Consider the following 23,164-nt stretch of genomic DNA (forward strand, 5'->3'; position numbering starts at 1 on the left):
TTCTTAAACTAGCCTTGATAGTTCTAACTATCAAGAAATTAAAACATTGAAATATATGTAAATACACTAGAAAACCCTTCAGACCGATAGGGCTTACAAGTAAACAAAACCACTTATGTAAGCGTTTACTGTATTATAACATTTTTTGACATTCTTGTCAGTAAATCTCCAAATCTTTTTTCATATTATCGAACACAAAAGTCTTACGTAATTTTCCAGAAATATGTAATTCAACAATACCTGAATCGTACTCAGCTTTTGCGACATAGAGATTATCGTAAATATCTGCATATGAACGATATGAAAATTCTTGTACGGTTTGCTTACGCTCAATTAATTTGGCAACTTTAGCAACCAAGTCTTTCTTAAGAGTCACTTGATTCCAATCCACCTGATTAACAGCATCAGGGGCATTGTAGCTATTCATGGCACGCTTAACATCCGCTTCCGTGTAATTTCCATCTTCACCTGTTGCAACCATCTTACTACGCTGGAATTCTTGTCCCAACTGCATGAAACACATCCCTTGCATACTTAGATTAAGAGCATTTGCCAAGTAAATACGTTTTTCAATATCTTCTGGCGAATCATGTGGATGCAAATGATGCATAAGGTCATTCAAATTGTAGTTGTCGTGCGCTTCGATATAGTTGAGGACCTGACCTGGCATGAGGTAGTTTACAAAACCACGGCTACCAAGCAGACTCTTGGCAATCTGGTCTTCCAATGGGGCTCCAGACACATAGCCGTTATTGATGTACCCATAGACCTCTGCCCCCTTGACCGCGTCACGCGCATTGTCATTGAAAAATCCGATTCTAGGCATCAAGGCTGCATTATCCTTCTTGCCCTTTTGGTCTACAGGAAGTCCAATTCCCATATCCCATCCTTCACCATAAAGAAGGATCCTAGGATCAATATCATCCATGGCCGAACGAATGGCATTCATCGTAGCAACATCATGTAAGCCCATAAGGTCAAAACGAAAACCATCCACTCCAAATTCTTCTGCCCAATAGGTTAAGGAATCAATCATATACTTACGGTACATTTCCTTTTCACTGGCTGTCTCATTTCCACAGCCTGATCCATCTTGGAAAGACCCATTGTCATGCATACGGTAGTAATAAGCCGGCACAGATAGTTGGAAAGGAGAGCTGTAAGATGAGTAAGTATGGTTATAAACCACATCCATGATAACCCCTATTCCTGCTTCATGGTAGGCCTGAATCATTTTCTTAAGCTCTAAAATTGGTGCCACGGGATTCTTTTGATCAGCAGCAAACTGACGATCCGGAACATTGTAATTTTCAGGATCGTACCCCCAGTTGTAGAGAAGCTTCCCACCTTTATCATAGGTTTTATGGTGATCAAAGACTGGTTGCAGTTGGACATAGTTGTAGCCCATACGTTTGAGGTAATCAAAACCAGTCACATCTCCATGGGCATTTCTAGTCCCTTTCTGACAAGCACCTAGATAGGTTCCTCTATAGGACTTCTTAACACCAGATGTCTCTGAGATTGAGAAGTCACGGAGGTGCATTTCACAGATAACGGATGAGCAAGCATTTGCCTTACGCCAGCTCGCTTTTTGCTTGGTAACCTTTTCATACCCTCTTGGAACAAGTCGCTGTGGATTGACCACCAAACTTTTTTTATTATCTAAGCTAAGGGCGATACTGTAGGGGTCTCTCGTATCCTGATAGAAGCTTTCCTCATGATACACACGAAATTGGTAGGCTACCCCATCCAAATCCTTTTTGACAGTGGCACTCCAAACACCGTGAGTATTCATCTCATGACGGTCCTTATTGATACTGGTTCCTCGGCTCATCTTAATGATCTTAGGGTTTTTACTGCCCTTTTTAAAAAGCAAGAGCTTCACACGACGAGCTAGAGGTGACCAAAGGCGAAACTCTGTAGCCCCTTTTTCATACTTATGACCTAACCAACCTTGAAAGCCCCACTTCTGATCAAATTCCTGTCTACGAAGTGCCATATCAAAGGCATGCTGGTCACGACCTTCGAAACTATGGCTAGTCAAGGCTGCCTGTTTAGAATAATAAACAGTTGGATCACCTTCAACTATCCAAATAGCATTGGGAGCATCCCCTAGGAAGCGTCGGACACGGTAATCATGTGTTTGCCTCGACCAGTCTTCCGTTTTGACCAAAAGATTGACAGAATCAATAAAACGATTGGAGGGAGAAGTAACCTGACCAACAAGGCCAAAATCATCCTCACGTGAAAAATGGGCTTCTTCGCCCCAATAACCATCTAGCCACTTCCACATACTGTATCTGGAATAGTCGCCATGCATACTATGAAAATGAACGGTTAATAAATTGTCCATTTTTTACTCCTTAGTTTTTGTTACTCACTTCTTCTCCTATTATAGCAAAAAATGTTCGTTTTGTAAGCGTTCTTATGGAATATTTTGCAATTTTTTGGTCTATTTTGAACATAAAAAAAGAATGAGAAAATAAATGGCAAAACACTCATTTTTATCATTTCTTTTGTCTATTTTAATTCTTTTAAAAACCAGGCTTGAGACTCTTTCCAGTTCATTATTCTTGAGTCATCAAAACCTTACGTGGTTTGGTACCTTCAGCTGGTCCGATAACGCCTGCTTCTTCCAACTCTTCCATCAAACGAGTGGCACGGTTGAAACCAACTGACAGACGACGTTGAATCATGGAAGCACTTGCTTTTTGTGTTTCAAGGACCAAAGCCTTGGCCTCTTCAAAGAGTGGGTCACCTTCTGAGCTACCACCATTGGCAGAGGAACCTCCACCAAAATCATTTTCAGAAACTTCACCAGGATCAAAGCTCTCATCATAGTCAGCTGAAGCCTGATTCTTGATAAAGGTCACAATACGTTCCACGTCATCATCAGAGATGAAGGAACCTTGTAGACGAACAGGGTGGTTCTCATCAATCGGTTTGAAAAGCATATCCCCACGTCCGAGTAGCTTTTCTGCCCCATTTTCATCTAAAATGGTACGACTATCTGTTCCCGAAGACACGGCGAAGGCCACACGAGATGGCACATTGGCCTTAATCAAACCAGAGATAACATCAACCGACGGACGTTGAGTGGCGAGAATCATGTGAATTCCCGCAGCACGCGCTTTTTGTCCCAAACGAATGATGGCATCTTCCACTTCCTTACTGGCTACCATCATCAAGTCAGCCAACTCATCAACAATAACCACAATTAATGGCAAGGGAATCTGTTTTTCTTGCGACTGAGCGTTCCAGTCTTCCACCTTGACATTGTAGCCAGCAATGTTACGCACGCCAAACTTACTAAAGAGTTCGTAACGATTTTCCATCTCATCTACCACTTTTTGAAGAGCCTTAGCGGCCTTACGTGGGTTAGTCACCACAGGGATAAGGAGATGAGGAATATCATTGTAAACTGAAAGTTCAACCATCTTAGGATCGACCATGAGGAACTTCACCTGGTCAGGACGAGCCTTCATAAGAATACTAGAGATAATACCGTTTACCGCAACCGATTTACCAGAACCTGTAGATCCCGCGACCAGCAAGTGAGGCATCCGACCCAAATCAAAGCTACGAGCCGAACCATCAACTGCCTTACCGAGAGGAACTTCCAAGAGCTTATTAGGATCCGTCTTGGACTGTTCCCAAAGTTCACGGAAAGAAACCGTCGCAATCTCTGAATTAGGCACTTCGATACCAACCAAAGATTTTCCAGGAATAGGTGCCTCGATACGGACATCTTTCGCAGCTAGAGCCAGAGCCAAGTCATCAGCTAGATTTGAAATGCGATTGACACGGACCCCAACAGCAGGCTTGACCTCGTACTTGGTCACTGACGGTCCAATTTCAGCCCGCTCAATCTTGACATCAATATTGAAACTCTTGAAGGTATCTTCTAAGATTCGAATATTCTTACGAACGATGTTCTTCTCTTTAGATTGACTCTTAGGCTTATCAGGTGCAAAGAGATCTATATGAGGTAATTTATACTGTAGGAGTTCCTTAGGCGTGAAATCAACCTCGACTGGCGCGTCATCTCCCTCAACCACCATAGATGGGGGAAACTCCTCGCTTGGCAGATCCTCTGGATAAGGTGCATAATCTTCTTGGAAATCCTCATAATCCTCTGGAGGCAGATTATCATAGTAATCCTCAGAGGCATAATCACTGATTTCAGGTTCAGGTGCAAAAATCTCAGCTTCTTGTGGCAAGGCCTCTGCGGCATCATCCAAGATTTCTCCCGTCTCCTCGTCGACAGTCAAATCAGCCAGACGCTCGGCTTCGGCACGTTCTTCTGCTTCACGTTCTTTCCGAGCCTGACGTTCTGCCTTCTTCTCCTGACGTTGAGCCGTCCGTTCCAAACGCTTCTCAGCCCCTTTTTGCCAAGCTTCCTTAGCATACTCCATGATATCCAAGACATCCCAAGGGCTAAGAATGAAAGCCCCTAAGAGAATAATCAATACCCCAATCATGAAGCTACCGATATTTGAAAAGAGGAAGGAAATCGGTTGGTACAGAAGAGCCCCCAACATACCACCACCCGCAAAACGAGCGACTTGCACACTCACAAGTTCCCCAAAAAGCAAGTCCTTGGTACCAGGGAAAATATCCAGACCGTTCATACGATCTAGACTAAAGAGATAGGCATGAAACTCCAACAAGAGCCCCGCGAAGACCATCCAAAATCCTGTGACATAGTTACTGTGTTTACGTAACCATTTAAAGCCAAAGAGATAAACATAGATAGCAAAAATTAAAGGGTAAGCCATACTCCCCACAAATACTCGAAAGATATTATAGAGGGTAACCCCAAAGAAACCCAATCGAAAGACTGGGAAAATTAAGACAAAGGCAAAAAAGAAGGTCCATAGCATTCGCTTAATCGCCTTCTGTCTGTCTAATTCTGCTTTTGTAAGACGCTTCTTACCGTTCTTAGAAGCCGTCCCTTTTTTCGTTTTTTTCGTTGTAGCCATAAGTGTATTATACCACGTTTTTAGACATGAAAAAAGAGAGACAAGTCTCTCCTTAGATTGAAGACAAAGTCTTCTTTTGACATTATTCTTCAATTAACGATGTTGAGTGAACCGGACGATTCTTACCATCTGGATCAATATATTGAATAGCTTGGTTGATAGCGATAGGAGCTTCACCCATTCCCACAGCAATCAAGTCAATCTTGCCTTCATATTCTGCTGCATCACCGATAGCGTAAACACCTGCTTGTGAAGTTTCAAACTGGGCATTGACAGTAATGCTAGAGCGTTTAAAGTCAACATTCCAGTTACGAAGGTTTTTATTGTTGGTTGAGAAGCCAAAGCTAACAATAAGGGTATCAAGCGGCAATTCCACAACTTCATCTGACTTCACTTTTTGAACAGTCAAACTTTTGGCAAGACCACTTTCACCCTTGATTTCAAGGGGTACATAAGGTGTCATCACATTAACTGATGATTGATGAAGAAGCTCTACACTATGCTCATGGGCACGAAAAGCATCACGTCGGTGAATCAAAGTCACGCTCTCAGCAATCCCATCTAGGTGATTGGCCCAGTCAACAGCTGAATCCCCACCACCAGCAATCACAACCTTCTTGCCAGCAAATTGGTCCAAGCTATGCACATTATAGAACAAGTTATTATCCGCATAATCTTCTTCATTGTCCACACCTAAAGGACGTGGAGCGAAGGCACCATTTCCACAGGCAATGACGATAGCCTTAGACAAGTGTTGACCCTTGCTAGTGGCAATTGTAAAGATGCCATCAGTCTTTTCAAAGGTTTGAACTTCCTCTTTCAAATGAATGCTGACACGATCTTCAAAACGCTTAAGCTGAGTCAAGAGGTTTCCTGTCAATTCCGCACCTGTTGTTTGAGGAAAGGCTGGAATATCATAGATTTTCTTCTCAGGGTAGAGAACGGCAGGCTGTCCACCAAGCTCTGACAGACTCTCAATAATATTAACAGTCATGCCACGTAGTCCAGCATAAAAGGCAGCCCAAAGGCCTACTGGTCCACCACCGATAATGGTAATATCATAAATCTTTTCTTCTGACATTTTATTTTCCTTCTGCTTTTATCTCTTCTAAAATCTGGCGTTCTTCATCCGTAAAATCATAGTTTTCCAAAAGATCTGGTCGACGCTCCCAGGTCTTACGCAAACTCTGCTCCATACGCCAACGTCGAATATTGACATGGTGACCTGACAAGAGCACATCTGGTACCTTCATGCCACGAAACTCAGCTGGGCGAGTGTACTGTGGAAATTCCAAAAGCCCTGATGAGAAACTATCATCCTTATGACTAGCTTCCTTACCTAAAACCTCAGGAATCAAGCGAACAGTAGCATCTACAATAGTCATAGCAGCCAGCTCCCCCCCAGTCAAGACAAAGTCTCCCAAGGAAATCTCGTCTGTCACCAAAGTTTTGATGCGCTCATCATAGCCCTCATAATGGCCACAGATAAAGACCAATTCCTCTTCTTGCGCCAATTCTTCTGCATAGGCCTGATCAAAGGTGCGACCCGCAGGATCTAGGAGAATAACGCGAGGCTTAGTGACATTTAGCTTGTCAAAGGTATCAAAAATTGGCTGGGCACGAAGCAACATGCCTTGTCCACCACCGTAAGGTTCGTCATCTACATGACGAGCCTTCTCCGCATTTTCACGGAAATTGTGATAGTTGATTTCTAGAAGCCCCTTATCCTTTGCCTTACCAACAATGGAATGCTCTAAGGGAGCAAACATATCTGGAAATAGGGTCAAGATATCAATCTTCATCGTCTAATCCTTCCATGAGCTCAACCTCAATACGACCAGCAGCGACATCAACATCGAGAACTACAGGTGGGATGTATGGCAATAGCAAGTCTTTCTTGCCTTTACGTTTCACTACCCAAACATCATTAGCACCCGGTTGGAGAATCTCTTTGACCTGACCGATCAAAGTATCACCTTCATAAACATCAAGGCCAATGATTTCATGGTAGTAAAATTCACCGTCATCAAGGTCTGTTAGATTTTCCTCAGCAATCTTGAGGCTACAACCTTTGTACTTCTCTACATCATTGATATGGTAAAGCCCTTTGAACTTAACGATATCAAAGTTTTTATGTTTTCGGTGACTCGCAATCTCGACATCCATGATGTAATTATCTTTGTCATCAAAAAGGGCTAGGACACTCTTCTTCTTAAAACGCTCATCCGCAAAATCTGTTACAGACAAAACACGAAGTTCACCCTGCAAGCCCTGTGTATTCACAATCTTTCCAACGTTATAGTATGTCATTGCATTTCCTTATTATCTGTTTTCTTATTCAAATAAAACCACGACTCGACCAAGGGCTTATCATCATCTGATAGCCATTACAAGACAAAAGTTTTTTTCGTCGGGTCGAGGTCTCGTTATTTATGATTTTAAAGTGGTATAAAATGTCTGACCTAGGCCAGTCAACCCCTCTATTTTATCAAAAAGGACACAAAAAAACCAGCTTTCTCTAGCTGGTACTTATAGTCCGTACGGGATTCGAACCCGTGTTACCGCCGTGAAAAGGCGGTGTCTTAACCCCTTGACCAACGGACCATAATCTGTGTCTCTACCCTCAGGTAGAACTGGGGTAGCTGGATTCGAACCAACGCATGAGGGAGTCAAAGTCCCTTGCCTTACCGCTTGGCTATACCCCAAAAGACTCTTATTATTCTACATAAAAACTAGTAGGCTGTCAACACTTTTTTAAACTTTTTTCAAAAAAAGCAACCGGAAGTACCGATTGCTAGGAGTTAGGAGATTTCATCATCTAAGCGAACTTAGATAGATGATATGAGGTCGCTTCAACCTCATATGAAAAAAGAAAAGTTTTAGGATGGTTTAATTATATGTTTTGCTAGAAATAAAGTCAAAAAATTTGACTCACAAAATCCGACTTAGGGTTAAGAGTTATGAAAACCCTCTCTAGCCCCTAGATAACAAGATTAGTTGATAACTTTATTCATCATCCTGCGAAACCAAATGATGTCTAAAGGCATAAACGACAGCCTGAGTACGGTCATCAACATTGAGTTTTCCAAGGATATTAGACACGTGAGTTTTAACGGTTTTCAACGAAATAAATAGCTCATTAGCAATGGTTTGATTGTCATACCCCTTAGCCAAAAGGGCCAAGATATCACGTTCACGTGCCGTCAAGTCATCGTGTAAGTCCGGATGACTATCATGGTATTTAATCTTATTGTCCACCTCAGTTTCGATAGCTTCTTCACCACGGTAAACCTTACGGATACTATTGAGAATCTCTGCCGCACTACTAGTTTTAAGCATATAGCCTTTAGCACCAGCTTCAATGACTGGGTAAATTTTTTCATTGTCCAAATAGCTAGTCAAAACCAAAATCTTGGCTTCAGGCCATTCTTTGAGCAATTCCAAAGTCGCTTGAACACCATCTAATTCAGGCATAACAAGGTCCATAACGACGACATCTGGTCTCAGTTCCAAGGCAAGATCAACACCCTCTCGACCATTCCCTGCCTCTCCAACCACTTCGACATCTCCTTGGAGATTCAAGAAACTTTTAAGGCCCAAACGGACCATCTCATGGTCATCGACCAAAATCACATTAATCTTATTCGACATTGTCTTCTCCTCTTAATATCGGCACACGGACATCAATAGACGTCCCCTTACCTTTAGCAGATAGGAACTGCACAGTTCCTGCCATTTCATCGACACGCTCTTGGATATTTTTCAAGCCATAACTCATCTCGTCAGTCGACGCATTTAAGTCATAACCAACACCATTATCCAACATTTTCAATTGAATTTCCTGACTATTTTGATAGAGATAAACCTCTATCTGGCTAGCCTTGGCGTGTTTAAGGGTATTAGAGATAAACTCTTGGGCAATCCTAAAGAGATTATTTTCAATACGCTTGGGCACTTTCTTAACCATATCCTTGTAGACGACGTGAATATTGGATTTATCGGTTAATTCCTTAAGAATCATCTGCAAGCCTTCTTGCAAGGTCTTGTTCTCAAGCTCTGTCGGGCGAAGATGCAAAAGCAAGACACGCATATCATTTTGAGCATCTGTCAGCATGGCCTCAACCGCCTGGATTTGATTATGCAAATCTTCCTTACTTAGCTGGTCTGCCATCTGAGAGACTCCAGATAGGATCATACTAGCCGCAAAAAGTTCCTGACTAACGGTATCGTGAAGGTCCCGAGCAATACGACCTCTCTCCTTCTTGATAATATCACGACTTTGTAGAGCTTGGGCATTCTCAGTTTTCTGCAAGTCCTTAGTCAATTTACGCATCTTATGAGACAGGCGCATCATATTCTTGTCTAACTCAATATCTCCCTGACGTTTGACTGGTTGATTATTGATAATGCGGCGCAAATCCTGATTGACTGAACGCATACTGTTATCATTGGCAATGGCCCAGAGAATATAAAGCAAAATGAGCAAACTCAGAACCACAAAAACCATGTTAAAAAGGAAGTGGAAGGCCTGAGACAGATTGCCGAAAACCAGTGAAAAGTTGAGGTTAAAGCTATCCATCACTACAAGGGTAACACCAACCAAAACTACAACCGAATAAATCAGGATTAAAAATAGGTACTGTTTCTTCATTTGCGACGTACCTCCACTGGTCCAGCTCCCACATTGAGAATCAATTTAACCGTCCGATGGGCATGCTCATACTCTGCCCCCTGCAAGGTCAAGCTTTCATAACGGAGATCGTATTCATCTTCATTAAAGAAGGTGACAGAGCTATAGATTGCCGATATGTTGAGTTTAACGGAAACATCAATTGGTACCAAGATAGTCGTCGGTCCATAGAGTTTCTGCAAAATCACGACATTATCTCGCCCCGAAACAATAACCTGAGTCAAATCAATCACATCTGTCCCAAAGAAACGGATGATATTGATATCATCAAAGTCATAACGATCACTGACAGGTTCCATACGAGTCCCAATCCACTGATTTCGGACAGCTCGAGGATTCAAATTATCTTCTTTGAATTGGATGAGGGCGTAGCGATTCTTTTTCTTGACCTGTGAAAAATGGTTAATCATGACATAGGCCACACCCACTAGGATAGCAAGCACCACATAGATATTCCACATGGAAACCAGAAAAAGGGAGATCAAACAGATGGTCAAGACAAAGTCACTCTTGGACTCCTTGTTAAAAAAGCGAACGGCCAACAAGGTCAAGACCAAAATGAAAATAAAACTGGTAATATCATTATTAAAGATGGTAATCAGGCCCAGAGTCAAAAGCAGGGCTTCCACCACTAAGAAAAAATTAAATTTGGTCATAAGGACCTCTCAAATAAAAGTATACAGGGTTCATTCTATCAAATTTTAAGGCAATTGACAAAAAGACCCAGTTTGAGCACCGACTAAGCAAGATAGAAAAGGGGCCGCAGAAAGCAAAAAAAGTGCCTCCATTAAAGGAAACACCGTCTTTCATTCAAAAATCTTAATCGTCAGTTTCGTCTATCTTGCTATTTATGAGTTGCACTGTACTTCTGATTTCCTCCAGTATGACACGTTGTTCCGCCAACTCCTTCTCAATCTCAGCCAATTTTCTTTCAGTCTGACGACCTGACCGCACAAAAATATTATTGAGAGAGCTAGTTAACAAGCCCAGAGTGGCAATCCCACTAAACATGAGAATAACAGCAACTGCCTTACCTACCAATGTTCGAGGAACGATATCTCCATAACCTACTGTGGTAACCGTTGCTACAGACCACCAAATAGCATCTATAAAATTATGGTGCTCTACTCGGGCAATAATAGCACTACTGATAAGGATGATAATGCTATTAACCGAAAGCAGAAAATAAAAGCCATTTCTGCGATTAATGCGATTGGAAATGTGCTTGAGCTTACTACTCAAACCAATTAAGCGAGAGAGTTTGGCCAAACGAGCAAAGCGTCCCACCCTTGAAAAACGGAAGAAGGTAAAGACTTCATTGTAGGGAATAATAGCCAACAAGTCTAATACATGCGTTTTAACAAAAATTCGCTTACGAGGTGCCAGGGAGAAACGAATCGCATAATCAATGGCAAAGATGAGCGTTATAGACTGATCTATCACTCTGAAAGGTCGCCTTCCAATTGAAATTAATCCAACCAAATCAAAGATAACCAAGCCAATGGAAATCAGGGCCAGGACCGTCATGACGATATCGTAGGTAATGATATACCTTCTCAGTTTTCTACGGTTTCTCATAGCGTCTCTCCTATATGTGATGTCTTCATTATAAAAGAATCTCTGACCCCTGGCAAGCAGGCTTTTTAAGCTATCGACAAGAACTCTAGATAACAAAAAAAGAGAGATGAAATAACCTCTCTTCATTATGTCTAAGTTTTTTTATCTATTGTAGCTCTGTGTGAGTAGCCTCTGTCGAGGTTTCAGTGCTTGAAGTTGTACTGTCAGTACTTGAGCTCGTCGATGACGAATGTGTCGTACTGCTTGAGCTTGACTGTAGACTTGAACTTGCTGTTGCAACTGAAACATAGAGGATCACTGTACCATCAACGCTTGTACCAGCTTGTGGATCTTGATATAGAACCTCTGTACTGCTAGGAATCTTATCCTTGTCTAACTTAACACCAGTATTATAGTCATGATACTCGATACTACTACTTGAGATACTCTTACGATTCAAGGTTTGAACCGCTGTTGAAACCGTCAAACCAGTCACATCAGGCATGGTAACTGTCTTAGGAGTTGCCACACGGAACTTGATTTTAGCCTTACTATCCTTAGGGTTGAAGGACTTGTTTTTTCCTGGACTTTGAGATAAGATTTCTCCCTCTTCAGCATTATCGTCTTCGACATGCTGAATATCAATTTGATCCTCAGAAACGCCATAATTCGAAGTTAAGTCCTCAATGGCATCCTTATAGTTTTTACCTTTGTAGTCTTTCAAAGCGAAACCTTTACTACCAGAAGAAACATAGACATCAATACTTGATCCTTCTTTTCGTGTAGTTCCAGCTGTAGGATCAGTCTTGATGACCTTGCCTGTATCGACAGAGTCATCTTCCACTTCCTTAACGTCTCCTACCTTAAATCCAGCACCCTCAATGTTAGTCTGAGCTGCGGACAACTCTTGACCGACCACATTAGGCACCTGGACATTATCAGGATTGGTAAATACCAAATAGGCAAAGATGATAATACCAATAAAGACAAGTCCTAGGAAAACCTTGAGCAAGGTTGAGAAAAAGTTTTTCTTCTTTTTCTTCTTAGCTGGTGTCGTTTTTTTCCTTGGTTGTTTACTTGGAGCAGGTGTAGGCTCTGATGGCTCAGCAGCAACGGCTTTTTTCTCAAGACTTGCAGATGGAACTGGATCAACCTTTGGCAAGGTCTTGGTATCCGTCATATCATCAAAGACTACCTTGGCATCGCGTCGATGACTAGGATGCAAACTCGTTACCAAGTCACGGCTCATTTCCAAAGTACTATTATAACGATTCTCTAGTTTTTTGGCTGTTGCTCGAATAACCACGTTTTCCAAGGCTTGGGGAACATTACGGTTCTCTGCCAAAATCGATGGGAGTGGCTTTTGGAAATGTTGGAGTGCAATGGTTACTGCACTGTCACCATCATAAGGAATATGACCTGTCAACATTTCAAAAAGCATAATACCCATAGCATAGATGTCGCTTTGGATAGTTGCTTTCGATCCACGAGCCTGCTCTGGTGAGAGGTAGTGGACAGAACCCAACATAGAGTTAGTTTGAGTTAGACTAGTCTCTGCAAAGGCAACCGCAATTCCGAAGTCTGTGACCTTGGCTGTACCGTCCTTAGTTAAAAGAACGTTTTGTGGCTTAAGGTCACGGTGGATAATGCCCTTTTGGTGGGCAAGAGTCATGGCGGAAAGAACCTCCCCCATGATACGCACAACATCTTGGTTAGAAAGTGGCGCATGGTCTTGAATATATTTCTTCAAGTCCGAACCATCCACATACTCCATCACCAAAAACTGCTGGCCGTCTTCTTCGCCAATATCTCGGATAGCAACGATATTAGGATGACTGAGTTCTGCCATGGCACGCGCTTCACGCTGGAAACGCGCCACAGCCACCTGATCCGTTTGGTAATTGGTACGTAGCACCTTAATAGCTACTCTTTCATTATCCAGAATCAGGTCGTTAGCCAGATAAACATCCGCCATACCACCACGCCCGATAGACTTAAGGATTCGATAACGTCCAGCAAACAATTTGCCAACTTGGATCATTATCCTTCCTCACTTTCTATTTTGATGAGAGCAACGGTAATATTATCATGACCACCAGCCTCATTGGCTGCAGCTACCAAACGACTCGTTTTTTCTTCGACGAAACCAGGGCTGTTGACAATATGAACAATTTGTTCGACTGAAATCATATTGGTCAAACCATCTGAATTGGCCAAAATATAGTCTCCTGGTTCCAATTGTTGGACACCAAGGTCAGCCTCAATCGGAGCAGCTTGCCCAATAGATTGCGTAATGATATTACGTTGTGGGTGAACCGCTGCTTCTTCTTCAGTCAACTGACCAGCCCTGATAAGAGCATTGACCAAAGAGTGGTCATTCGTCAATTGCTTATACTCACCATTACGGATAAGGGCAATACGTGAATCCCCAACATGGGCGAAAATCACAGCATTATCAACAAAGGCAAGAACCTCGATAGTTGTTCCCATTCCCTTATATTCTTCGTTTTGGCCAAGTTCATAGATTTTACGATTTTCTGCATCAATAGCAGCAATCATCCAATCACGAATTTGACTCAACTCACGAAAATCAGTGTTAATCCAGTCACGACCAAGGTCAGTTACTGACATCTCACTGGCAATATTTCCAGCACGGTGTCCACCCATTCCGTCTGCAACAACGACAAGGGTAACACCAGCTTGGTTGACAAATTTATTAACAAAATCTTGGTTGTTTGACCGTTTTTGGCCAATGTCCGTTAATAATGATATTTCCATAGTTTTCTTTCTGACTTGCGTCAGCATTTCCTCCTCTGTAACCCTAAGCTTTTTTACGCAACTGTGCGATGAAAAAACCATCAGTTAGATACTGTTCGGGGGTAATTGCCAAACAGCCATTGACCACGATGTCTTTACATGGATGGTCTAAGGCAACTTGCTCAAAATCAGGATGGCTCTCAAGAAAGGCTTGAATCACCTCTTGATTTTCTTCTGCTATGATGGTGCAAGTACTATATGTTATTATACCACCTTTTCGTAGGGTTTGACAAACGCTGGATAGGATATCCAACTGCACAGCCTTAAGAGACTCAAAGTCTTGGAGGTCCTTGTTATATTTGATATCAGGTTTCCGACGAATGAGCCCAATCCCTGAACAAGGAGCATCCACTAAAATCTTGTCAAAACTATCAGCTGGAAAGACTTGATGTACCTGACTAGCATCCAGTTTCTGTGTCTTAACCTTATCAGCTAGGCCAAGACGTTGGGCATTTTCTTCGATAAGGGCAAGCTTATGATCATAGAGATCAAGCGCCGTCACATGTCCACTCGTCAAATAAGAGGCCATATGAACCGTCTTACCACCAGGTGCCGCACAGGCATCCAGGATTTCTTCTTCACCTTGAATCCCTAAAGTTGGCGCAACCAGTTGACTGGTCTCATCCTGAATGGTCAACAAGCCCTCTTTAAAATAATCTGTTCCAGCAAAGTAACCGGAAGACTTAACAAGCCCGACTGGTGATAGAACTGAACGCTCAGCCCCAGTGGCCTCCTCTATCTCTTCCAAACGTGACGCATCCGTTACACGCACACTAGCCTTATTTCTCACAAAGAGGCTTTGGAAAATAGCAAGGGCACGGTCTTCCCCGTACTGGTCGATAAGTTTTTTAACCAACCATACAGGTAGAGAATACTGAACGGAATAGCGTTTATTGACACGTTTAATCTGGCTTGGATTTGGCAAAGGCTGGCTAGATAGTTTACGAAGAACCGCATTTACCAGCTTCTCAGCACCCTTTTTATTGCCACGATTTTTGGCAATAGCAACAGCATCGTTAACTACTGCATGGGCTGGAATCTTATCTAAATAGGCTAGCTGATAGAGACTTAAGAGCAAGAGGTCATAAACCCAAGGTTCAAGCTTATCACGGTCCTCAATAACATGGGCTAGAATCCACTCCAAAGTAATCTTACGAGCTAAAGTCCCGTAAACAATTTCCGTCACCAAGGCCTTGTCTTTATCTGTTAGCTGCGACTTGCTCAGATGTGCATTGAGAGCAATATTTGAGTAGGCCCCTTCCTGGAAGACTTCTTCTAAGACTTCGAGTGCCTGTCCACGAGCTGTTTTTTTCCAATCATTGGCCAAATGCATCACCTACTTCAAGATTGCGTCCGACCCCATTAAGGAAATCAGCAATAGCCATACGAGGTTTTCCAGCAGGTTGAACTGTCTTAAGCGAAATAGCTCCTTGGCCAGTCGCAACTACCAAACTCTTCTTGGTTTTTTCAATAATATGACCAGCCTGTCCTTGACCTTCTGCCAAATTCGCTTCATAAATTTTGAAACGTTTGCCATCAAGCAAGGTATGGGCCACAGGCCATGGGTACATACCACGGATTTGATTGAAGATGTCACGAGCCGGCTTATTCCAATCAAGGCGCTCCTCTTCTGGGCTAATATTTGGCGAAAATGTTACCTGACTGGCATCTTGAGGAACAGGTTTGATTTCCCCAGCGATATAGGCAGGCAAGGTTTCAAGCAAGAGGTCACGCCCCAAGACTGCCAATTTTTCAAACATGGTACCAACATTATCCTCGTCAAGAATTGGCAAGGCCTTTTGGCTAACCATGTCACCAGCATCCATTTCCTTGACCATTTCCATAATCGTCACACCCGCTTCTGCATCACCATTGATAATGGCATAATGGATAGGTGCTCCACCACGGTATTTTGGCAGGAGTGAAGCGTGGACATTCACAGCAAAATCCATGCTATCAAGCAACTTACTTGGCAAGAATTGTCCATAAGCCGCAGTAACAATACCATCAGCACCAAGTGACATAAGTTGTGCCATTTCTTCAGAACCTGACAACTTTTCAGGTTGATAAATTGGCAAGTCATGCGCCAAGGCTACTTCCTTGACCGGTGTCATGCGGATTTCTTTTTTACGGCCGACAGCACGGTCTGGTTGCGTCACCACAGCGACAATATCATAATGCTCATCGGTCAAAAGTCCTTCCAGCACTGTCGCTGAAAAGGCAGGCGTTCCCATAAATACTAATTTTGTCATATTCTTCCTTTTCTAGATTAGGTAAAATTCTGAGGTTCGTGATCAATAATCAAACGCAGGTCCTTGTTCTCAGGCTCCTGAGTCATGTCAAGGACCCTATTAAGCGTTTCTTCCAAGTTATCCTCAAAACGGTATTTGATAATAATCTGATAGTGATAAAGGTTATGTGTTCGGGCAATTGGCTTAGGTGTAGGCCCTAGGAAGGTCACCTTGTCTGACAGGTGCTCTCTTAAATAAGCCATAACCTCATAGCTCTTCCGAACCACAAACTCTTCATCCTTGTGAGAAAGCGTAATCCCTACCGTATAGAAATAAGGGGGATAGGCCAACTGACGTCGAATCCCCATTTCATAGGCGTAGAAACCTTCATAATCCTGTTGCTGTGCAAACCGAATGGCATAATGACTAGGATTATAGGTTTGAATAATAACTTCCCCTTCCTTGTCAGCACGACCAGCACGACCAGCCACCTGAGTCAAAAGCTGGAAGGTACGTTCAGCCGAACGAAAATCTGGTAAATTAAGCGATGTATCTGCATTCAAGACCCCTACCAAGGTGACATTGGGAAAATCCAAGCCCTTGGCAATCATCTGAGTCCCAAGCAAAATGTCAGCCTTGCCACTTCCAAAAGTCTCTAAGAGTTTCTCGTGAGCACCTTTCTTACGTGTCGTATCAACATCCATACGAATCACTCTGGCTTCTGGCAAAAGTTCCGTTAACTGGTCATAGGCCTTTTGTGTCCCAGTCCCATAATAGCGAATCTGACGACTCTGACAGTTAGGACAGACATGTGGTATTGCTTTTTGAAAATCACAATAGTGGCAATTCATGGTCTTGGTATCCATGTGCAAGGTCAGTGAAATATCACAATTCGGACAATCATCCACATAGCCACAGTCACGACACATGACAAAAGAGGAATACCCACGACGGTTCAACATCAATACGACTTGTTCCTTACGTGCCAAACGTTCCCTGATTTTTTCCAAAAGAGGTGGTGTAAAATCACTCGCCTCTTGACGGCCCACAAAATCCTTGAAGTCCACCACTTCCACCTGCGGAATTTTAGCATTAGGATTAGCCCTTTGTGTCAACTCAAGAAAATGGTAAACCCCTTTCTGAGCTCTCGCCCGTGTCTCAATAGAGGGTGTTGCTGACCCAAGGACGAGCACAGCTCCATGACTCTTAGTTCTAAGCAAGGCAACATCTCTTGCATGATAGCGAGGATTGGACTCTTGTTTATAAGTAGCCTCATGTTCCTCATCGATAATGATTGCCCCGATATTGTCCAAAGGAGCAAAGATAGCCGAACGCGCTCCTACCACAACTTTTGCCTGACCAGATTTAACCTTACGCCACTCGTCAAATTTCTCACCGTCTGACAAGCCTGAATGCATAATCGCCACCAAGTCCCCAAAACGTGAAATGAAACGATTAGTCATTTGGGGTGTCAAGGAAATCTCTGGTACCAAGACAATAGCCGTTTTCCCCATAGCCAAGGTCCTCTCGATAAGATGCAGATAGACCTCTGTCTTACCTGATCCCGTTACCCCTTCCAATAAGAATGGTTTGCCACCTTGGCCGATTTGGCGCGTCATTTCTTCAACCGCATGCGCCTGTTGAACATTAAGCTCAAGAAAATCCGTCTTCTCTACCTTTTCAAAGTAGCTGTCGGCACGATTGACCTCAACTTCAGTGATGACCAAGGCACCAGCTTCGATGAAAAACTTAACCACATCTCGTGAAAAAAGCTTGTGGAGGTCTGCCAACTTCCCTGCCTCACTCTTCTCTAACAAGAAGTCACGCATCTCCAAACGTCTCTTAGCCCTTTGCGAAATAGCCAAAGTCTCGAGAATACCCTTTTGAACACTATAGTGCTTCTCAGTCTTGATATTCTGCTTATCTTTAGCAAGGTAATCAACCGTTACACGCCCAGACTGGACCAGACGAGGAATGGCTTGACGTTGTACCTCTGACAACTGCGAGAAAAGAATATGATTCTGCCCTTGAAGGAGAGTCTCTTTTTCCTCTTCACCCAGTTTATCAGTTGCCATGATAACCTTATCGTACTGCGAATTAAGGAGACCAGGTAGCATTGACTTCAAGATGGAAATCTTATAAGAAAAGACCGTATGTCGCATCTGATCAGCCAAATCCAGCTGTTCCTGATTAAGCACTGGCTCATAATCTAAAAGCTCAGCGATGGGTTTTAGTTCAGGAAAATCTCTTAAATTTTCCTGCTCTTCCAAGCCAATAATAAAACCTTGAAGTAAACGATTTCCTTTACCAAAAGGCACATGAACCCGCATACCGATGGCGATTTGTTCTTGCATGGCTTCCGGTACCAGGTAACTATAAGGTCTGTCCGTCTGCATCAGAGGAACGTCGACAATAATATGTGCTACTAAAACCATAAATTTCCTCCTGTCACTTCCTTAAGACCAGTATCTTCCAAGCTCAAGAAAATATGAGCTTCCTATTATCGTCATAAAGAAGGAAGCTGAGACACTATGCCTCAGCTCCCCTCTCCTCATAAACCAAAGCAAGACTTTGATTTTAGATTTTATCGCCTTCTTCTTTTTCTTTAGCGATTTGTTCTTTGATTTTACGTTCTTCTTCCTCAGCAGCAAGACGTGCTTGAATCACTTTCAAACGTGCCAATTCACGTTTAGATTCTGGATCTGGGTGGATAGTCACATTACCAGATTCAATCTCTTCAAGGGCTTGAAGGGTTGGTTTTACTGACGTAAACTCTTGAGTTGGTTCAGCACCAGCGGCTAATTCATGGGCACGTTTGGCTTGCAAAATAACCAATGAATATTTTGAAGGCACTTTATCCAAAAGTTTGTCAATAGAGGGTTTCAACATCATAATTCTATACCTATTTCTAATTTATTTATCTGATAATTTCTTTTCTGAAATCATATTACGATAGCGACCAATCACACGGTCAACTCGGAAGTGTTCTGCTTCAATAACACGTTTGACACGCTCAGCAGCCAAAGGCACTTCGTCATTAACAATGGCATAATCGTATTCGCTCATGAGAGCAATTTCTTCACGCGCACGCTCAATACGTTGAGCAATAACTTCCTCAGAGTCTGTTCCACGACCAACCAAACGTTCTTGAAGCTCGTTCAAATCCGGTGGTGTCAAAAAGATGAAGACAGCATCTGGGACCTTTTTCTTAACCTGAAGGGCACCTTGAACCTCGATTTCAAGGAAAACATCAATACCTTTATCCAAGGTTTCATTAACATAAGTCAAAGGTGTTCCGTAGTAGTTACCCACATACTCAGCATATTCCAACATTTGACCATTACGAATAAGCTCTTCAAATTCCTCACGCGAACGGAAGAAATAATCCTTTCCATCAACTTCACCAGGACGTTGAGCACGTGTGGTCATTGATACTGAGTATTCAAATTTGTGGTCAGGTGTTGAAAAAATCTCCTGACGAACAGTTCCTTTTCCGACACCAGAAGGCCCTGAAAAAACAATCAAAAGTCCACGTTCAGACATGTCTTCTCCTTAAACTAAGATTAAAAATCTTCTTATGACTCACCTTAAAAAAGAGAAAACAATCATCTCTTTTTTTGGCTTAGGGGTTGTTCAGTGATTAAGTTACAGCTCACTTTTCAGAGCATGCGTTTTTCCTTACTATTTTACCAATAAAAGCGACTTTTTTCAAGGTGAGGACACCATTAAAAAGAGTGAATTCCTTTTCTCAGTACTCACTCTTTTTTAAATACTCTTTTAAACCAAACCAGTCAAGAGACCTTGCATGAATTCTTCTGAATGGAACTCACCAATATCATCAATTTTCTCACCAAAACCAATTAACTTAACTGGAATATCCAACTCTTGGCGAATGGCTAAAACCACCCCACCCTTGGCACTACCATCCAACTTAGTCAAGACAAGACCTGTAAGAGGTGTAATTTTTGAAAATTCCTTAGCCTGACTAAGGGCATTTTGACCTGTTGAGGCATCCAAGGCCAAGAGGGTTTCATGAGGTGCTTCTGGAACCACACGTTTGATAATACGACCAATCTTTTCAAGCTCTGCCATAAGATTATCTTTATTTTGCAAACGACCCGCAGTATCAATCATAAGGACGTCAACTCCCTCAGCAAGGGCCTTTTCCATACCGTCAAAGACCACTGAAGCTGGGTCAGCCTTCTCAGCACCAGTCACTACTGGCACATCAACACGACGTCCCCACTCAACCAACTGAGCAACAGCTCCCGCACGGAAGGTATCAGCAGCTACCAACATAACTTTTTTGCCTTCTTGTTTGTATTTATGCGCCAACTTACCGATAGACGTTGTCTTACCAACCCCGTTGACACCAACGAAAAGCATGACTGTCAAACCATCTTGGAAATTAATCTGCTCCTTGTAGACATCATCCTTCTCGTAGATATCCACAAGTTTTTCAATAATCAAGCGTTGCAAATCCTCAGTCTTTTTGACATTTTCAAGGCGGGCTTCATAGCGCAAATCTTCCGTTAATTGCGTTGCAACATTAACTCCAACATCAGAAAGAATTAGCATTTCTTCCAATTCTTCGAAGAACTCCTCATCAACACGACGGAAATTCGCAAAGAATTCATTCAAGCGGGCAGCAAAACCAGTACGCGTCTTCTTGAGGGTACGGTTATATTTCTCTTGTTCTGTTTCAGTTTTTGAATCCTGAACTTCTTCAGGTTTTTCCTCAACTTTACGGGTTTGAACGGCTTCAAAAGTGACAGTTTCACCTTTTTCTGCAGCAGCAGCTACTTGAGCCTTCTTAGCATAGTAATCAGCCATGACATCCGCAAAGTGGTTATCCACAGCAACTTGACTTTCTTCTGACTCGGAAACGCCTTCTGCTTCGCTTGAAGCCTGATTATCAACAGAAAGGTCTTCGTCAGACACTGCTTCACTTTCTTCTGTCACAGTAGAATCACTAGATTCAACAGATTCTGTGGATGAAATCTCTTCTACTTGAGTCTCCGACTCACTGAGCTGTTCTGTTTGACTCTCGCTTATCCCTTCACTTGTTGATAAGTCTTGATTATCAAGAGCCTCAGTTTCTGAAATTTCATGATTTGCTACAGTTTCCTGTGACTGGTTTTCCTCTTGTCCAAATAATCGATCAAATAGACCCATTTGGTTCTCCTTATTTCTCTAGAATATATTTGTGGATGGCCTCAGCCACTCCAGATTCCTCATTAGTTTTTGTCGTTACTGCCTTGGCAACAGCCTTGACCTTGGGAACAGCATTCGCCATAGCCACACCAAGACTAGCCCACTCCAGCATTGTCAAGTCGTTTTCCTCGTCTCCAATAGCCATGACCTGACTTTTATCCAGAGCAAGGTAATCAGTCAAGAGTCTCAAACCTACAGCCTTATGAACACCTTTAGGCATGACCTCTAGGATAATTTCACGAGACTTAAAGACCTCAAACGCTTGGTATAAATGGTCAGGTATTTTTTGAATTTGAGCATCCAAAAACGCTTCCTCACAGACCGTAACTACCTTATTATAGACGATATTTTCAGGAATGTCATCAATACTCTCCACATCAACGAAGGTCAGGGTAGGATTAGCCTGACGATAGAGAGAATGATTGCCTTTACTTGGCACACCATAGACAATGCCATCACTGATAACATCCATAGGAAGCCCTAGAGGTTCGAAGACAGCATAAATCTGCTTTAAATCTTCTCGACTCATCTCTTTCTTTATGAGGATATCCCCATTATTACGCTGAACCAAGCCACCATTGAAGGTCACACTATAGTGCTTATCATCCAACAAGCCCAAATCTTCCAAGATATGAGTAATAGCTGGCAGAGGGCGACCAGTCGTAATGACCACATGAACCCCCTTAGCTTCTGCCGCTTTCAGAGCAGCTCTATTTTCAGCTGTTACTTGCTTATCCTTAGTGAAGAGTGTCCCATCTAGGTCCAAGGCCAATAATTTAATCTCAGACATCTGAGTCCACCAATCCTTCCATGTAGTCAAAGACTGCACCGTCTTTATGGTGACCAATCACTTCGTCAGCTACTGCCTTAATCTCATCGCGGGCATTTTCCGTAGCAACCGCATGCCCAGCAAAGGTCAGCATCTCCATATCATTGAGATTATCACCAAAGGCTACAACATCTGAAGCTTGACGCCCCAACTCTTGACAAAGATGGTAAAGACCAAAGCCCTTATCCACACCTTTAAGGATAATATCCATAGAATCAAAGCCAGTTGTCACAGCTGTCATATCCTCAAAAATCGTGTTGAGATAGTCACCACGTTCCATAATGGTATCCCCTTGGAACTTAGCAGTTACCTTGAAAATGTCATCTGTAACCGCTTCAAGGTCCGTTGCCATAACATTTTCATAGTAACGTTCCATGGCCTTAAGATAGGCTGGTTCTGCATCGTTTGGAGCATAGGCACCACGACGTCCCGACAAGAGAATTCCCTCGCAAGTTGGTAAGGCTAAAGTCGTGTCTGCAATTTCTAAATAATCTTTAGGTTCTAGCTTGGACTCAAATAGGACTTCACCCTTGTACTGAACCAAGGCCCCATTCTCCGCAATAATAGCAATGCGGTCCACAAAACCATCAAAAAGCTCCTCCAAGGCCAAGAGAGCTCGGCCAGAAGCTACTGTAAAAACGTAATCTTTAGCTTCACACGCATCCAAAAGGTTTTCCAAACGTGCCTTATCATAGGCACCAAGATGGTCTAGAAAGGTACCATCCATATCTGTTGCTAAAATTTTCAAAATAATCTCCCTTCAGGTCGAATATACTTGCCCCTATTGTACCAAAAATAGGAATATAAGTTTGGGAAAAGCCAGAGAAATTAGAGAAAATATGGC

Annotated in this window: 19 protein-coding genes and 2 tRNA genes; all 21 read right to left on the reverse strand. The window is 42.7% G+C overall.

The window, feature by feature from the left end; genetic code table 11:
* Nucleotides 1-157 precede the first annotated feature (157 nt).
* Complete coding sequence (pulA, locus tag HMPREF3112_RS01445; protein ID WP_070437643.1) at nt 158-2,353, reverse strand: type I pullulanase; 2,196 nt, start codon at nt 2,351-2,353, stop codon at nt 158-160.
* A gap of 214 nt (nt 2,354-2,567) precedes the next feature.
* Nucleotides 2,568-4,982, reverse strand: a complete 2,415-nt coding sequence (locus HMPREF3112_RS01450) for an FtsK/SpoIIIE family DNA translocase (RefSeq protein WP_070437646.1) — start codon at nt 4,980-4,982, stop codon at nt 2,568-2,570.
* Nucleotides 4,983-5,064: 82 nt separating this feature from the next.
* Nucleotides 5,065-6,063, reverse strand: a complete 999-nt coding sequence (locus tag HMPREF3112_RS01455) for an NAD(P)/FAD-dependent oxidoreductase (RefSeq protein ID WP_048674163.1) — start codon at nt 6,061-6,063, stop codon at nt 5,065-5,067.
* Between the two features lies 1 nt (nt 6,064).
* Nucleotides 6,065-6,784, reverse strand: coding sequence for a tRNA (guanosine(37)-N1)-methyltransferase TrmD (gene trmD, locus HMPREF3112_RS01460; protein WP_002886864.1), 720 nt, complete (start codon nt 6,782-6,784; stop codon nt 6,065-6,067).
* Nucleotides 6,774-7,292, reverse strand: coding sequence for a ribosome maturation factor RimM (gene rimM, locus HMPREF3112_RS01465; RefSeq protein WP_002884411.1), 519 nt, complete (start codon nt 7,290-7,292; stop codon nt 6,774-6,776). The genes trmD and rimM overlap by 11 nt, the downstream gene beginning before the upstream one ends.
* Nucleotides 7,293-7,514: 222 nt before the next feature.
* Nucleotides 7,515-7,586: transfer RNA gene (locus tag HMPREF3112_RS01470), tRNA-Glu, on the reverse strand.
* 29 nt (nt 7,587-7,615) lie between these two features.
* Nucleotides 7,616-7,687, reverse strand: a tRNA-Gln gene (locus HMPREF3112_RS01475).
* 301 nt (nt 7,688-7,988) lie between these two features.
* Complete coding sequence (locus HMPREF3112_RS01480) at nt 7,989-8,633, reverse strand: response regulator transcription factor (protein ID WP_002884791.1); 645 nt, start codon at nt 8,631-8,633, stop codon at nt 7,989-7,991.
* On the reverse strand, nt 8,623-9,633 hold the full coding sequence (locus tag HMPREF3112_RS01485) for an envelope stress sensor histidine kinase LiaS (protein WP_013990239.1): 1,011 nt from the start codon (nt 9,631-9,633) through the stop codon (nt 8,623-8,625). Before HMPREF3112_RS01485 ends, HMPREF3112_RS01480 begins: the two co-directional genes overlap by 11 nt.
* Nucleotides 9,630-10,328, reverse strand: coding sequence for a cell wall-active antibiotics response protein LiaF (liaF, locus tag HMPREF3112_RS01490; RefSeq protein WP_013990238.1), 699 nt, complete (start codon nt 10,326-10,328; stop codon nt 9,630-9,632). The genes HMPREF3112_RS01485 and liaF overlap by 4 nt, the downstream gene beginning before the upstream one ends.
* 163 nt (nt 10,329-10,491) lie before the next feature.
* Nucleotides 10,492-11,250, reverse strand: coding sequence for a potassium channel family protein (locus HMPREF3112_RS01495; RefSeq protein ID WP_070437649.1), 759 nt, complete (start codon nt 11,248-11,250; stop codon nt 10,492-10,494).
* Nucleotides 11,251-11,395: 145 nt separating this feature from the next.
* Complete coding sequence (gene pknB, locus HMPREF3112_RS01500) at nt 11,396-13,270, reverse strand: Stk1 family PASTA domain-containing Ser/Thr kinase (protein ID WP_002884755.1); 1,875 nt, start codon at nt 13,268-13,270, stop codon at nt 11,396-11,398.
* On the reverse strand, nt 13,270-14,007 hold the full coding sequence (locus HMPREF3112_RS01505; protein WP_038677041.1) for a Stp1/IreP family PP2C-type Ser/Thr phosphatase: 738 nt from the start codon (nt 14,005-14,007) through the stop codon (nt 13,270-13,272). Before HMPREF3112_RS01505 ends, pknB begins: the two co-directional genes overlap by 1 nt.
* Nucleotides 14,008-14,050: 43 nt before the next feature.
* Nucleotides 14,051-15,373: a 16S rRNA (cytosine(967)-C(5))-methyltransferase RsmB gene (gene rsmB / locus HMPREF3112_RS01510; RefSeq protein ID WP_038677043.1), complete on the reverse strand. Its 1,323-nt coding sequence runs from the start codon at nt 15,371-15,373 to the stop codon at nt 14,051-14,053.
* The gene (gene fmt, locus HMPREF3112_RS01515) at nt 15,363-16,298 is read right to left on the reverse strand and encodes a methionyl-tRNA formyltransferase (RefSeq protein WP_070437652.1); all 936 of its coding nucleotides are present in this window, start codon (nt 16,296-16,298) and stop codon (nt 15,363-15,365) included. Before fmt ends, rsmB begins: the two co-directional genes overlap by 11 nt.
* Before the next feature lie 17 nt (nt 16,299-16,315).
* Nucleotides 16,316-18,712, reverse strand: a complete 2,397-nt coding sequence (locus HMPREF3112_RS01520; RefSeq protein WP_070437655.1) for a primosomal protein N' — start codon at nt 18,710-18,712, stop codon at nt 16,316-16,318.
* Nucleotides 18,713-18,854: 142 nt separating this feature from the next.
* Entirely contained in the window at nt 18,855-19,169 is a 315-nt protein-coding gene (rpoZ, locus tag HMPREF3112_RS01525; protein ID WP_002886855.1) for a DNA-directed RNA polymerase subunit omega, read from the reverse strand.
* A gap of 21 nt (nt 19,170-19,190) precedes the next feature.
* The gene (gmk, locus tag HMPREF3112_RS01530) at nt 19,191-19,820 is read right to left on the reverse strand and encodes a guanylate kinase (RefSeq protein ID WP_002884259.1); all 630 of its coding nucleotides are present in this window, start codon (nt 19,818-19,820) and stop codon (nt 19,191-19,193) included.
* A 234-nt stretch (nt 19,821-20,054) separates the two neighbouring features.
* A complete protein-coding gene (ftsY, locus tag HMPREF3112_RS01535; RefSeq protein WP_021143818.1) occupies nt 20,055-21,452 on the reverse strand; it encodes a signal recognition particle-docking protein FtsY in 1,398 nt (465 codons plus the stop codon).
* 10 nt (nt 21,453-21,462) lie between these two features.
* A complete protein-coding gene (locus tag HMPREF3112_RS01540) occupies nt 21,463-22,281 on the reverse strand; it encodes a Cof-type HAD-IIB family hydrolase (RefSeq protein WP_021143817.1) in 819 nt (272 codons plus the stop codon).
* Nucleotides 22,274-23,068 carry an HAD-IIB family hydrolase gene (locus HMPREF3112_RS01545; RefSeq protein WP_070437658.1) on the reverse strand — a complete coding sequence of 265 codons (795 nt, stop codon included), beginning with the start codon at nt 23,066-23,068 and terminating at the stop codon, nt 22,274-22,276. The genes HMPREF3112_RS01540 and HMPREF3112_RS01545 overlap by 8 nt, the downstream gene beginning before the upstream one ends.
* Nucleotides 23,069-23,164 lie beyond the last annotated feature (96 nt).

The organism is Streptococcus sp. HMSC10E12 (genome assembly GCF_001807855.1).
Classification (GTDB): Bacteria; Bacillota; Bacilli; order Lactobacillales; family Streptococcaceae; genus Streptococcus; species Streptococcus salivarius.

Bases quoted from the DNA above. Each gene is read 5' to 3' on its own strand.
- pulA (WP_070437643.1), bottom strand. From the start codon at position 2,353: ATGGACAATTTATTAACCGTTCATTTTCATAGTATGCATGGCGACTAT.
- HMPREF3112_RS01450 (WP_070437646.1), bottom strand. From the start codon at position 4,982: ATGGCTACAACGAAAAAAACGAAAAAAGGGACGGCTTCTAAGAACGGT.
- HMPREF3112_RS01455 (WP_048674163.1), bottom strand. From the start codon at position 6,063: ATGTCAGAAGAAAAGATTTATGATATTACCATTATCGGTGGTGGACCA.
- trmD (WP_002886864.1), bottom strand. From the start codon at position 6,784: ATGAAGATTGATATCTTGACCCTATTTCCAGATATGTTTGCTCCCTTA.
- rimM (WP_002884411.1), bottom strand. From the start codon at position 7,292: ATGACATACTATAACGTTGGAAAGATTGTGAATACACAGGGCTTGCAG.
- HMPREF3112_RS01480 (WP_002884791.1), bottom strand. From the start codon at position 8,633: ATGTCGAATAAGATTAATGTGATTTTGGTCGATGACCATGAGATGGTC.
- HMPREF3112_RS01485 (WP_013990239.1), bottom strand. From the start codon at position 9,633: ATGAAGAAACAGTACCTATTTTTAATCCTGATTTATTCGGTTGTAGTT.
- liaF (WP_013990238.1), bottom strand. From the start codon at position 10,328: ATGACCAAATTTAATTTTTTCTTAGTGGTGGAAGCCCTGCTTTTGACT.
- HMPREF3112_RS01495 (WP_070437649.1), bottom strand. From the start codon at position 11,250: ATGAGAAACCGTAGAAAACTGAGAAGGTATATCATTACCTACGATATC.
- pknB (WP_002884755.1), bottom strand. From the start codon at position 13,270: ATGATCCAAGTTGGCAAATTGTTTGCTGGACGTTATCGAATCCTTAAG.
- HMPREF3112_RS01505 (WP_038677041.1), bottom strand. From the start codon at position 14,007: ATGGAAATATCATTATTAACGGACATTGGCCAAAAACGGTCAAACAAC.
- fmt (WP_070437652.1), bottom strand. From the start codon at position 16,298: ATGACAAAATTAGTATTTATGGGAACGCCTGCCTTTTCAGCGACAGTG.
- HMPREF3112_RS01520 (WP_070437655.1), bottom strand. From the start codon at position 18,712: ATGGTTTTAGTAGCACATATTATTGTCGACGTTCCTCTGATGCAGACG.
- rpoZ (WP_002886855.1), bottom strand. From the start codon at position 19,169: ATGATGTTGAAACCCTCTATTGACAAACTTTTGGATAAAGTGCCTTCA.
- gmk (WP_002884259.1), bottom strand. From the start codon at position 19,820: ATGTCTGAACGTGGACTTTTGATTGTTTTTTCAGGGCCTTCTGGTGTC.
- ftsY (WP_021143818.1), bottom strand. From the start codon at position 21,452: ATGGGTCTATTTGATCGATTATTTGGACAAGAGGAAAACCAGTCACAG.
- HMPREF3112_RS01540 (WP_021143817.1), bottom strand. From the start codon at position 22,281: ATGTCTGAGATTAAATTATTGGCCTTGGACCTAGATGGGACACTCTTC.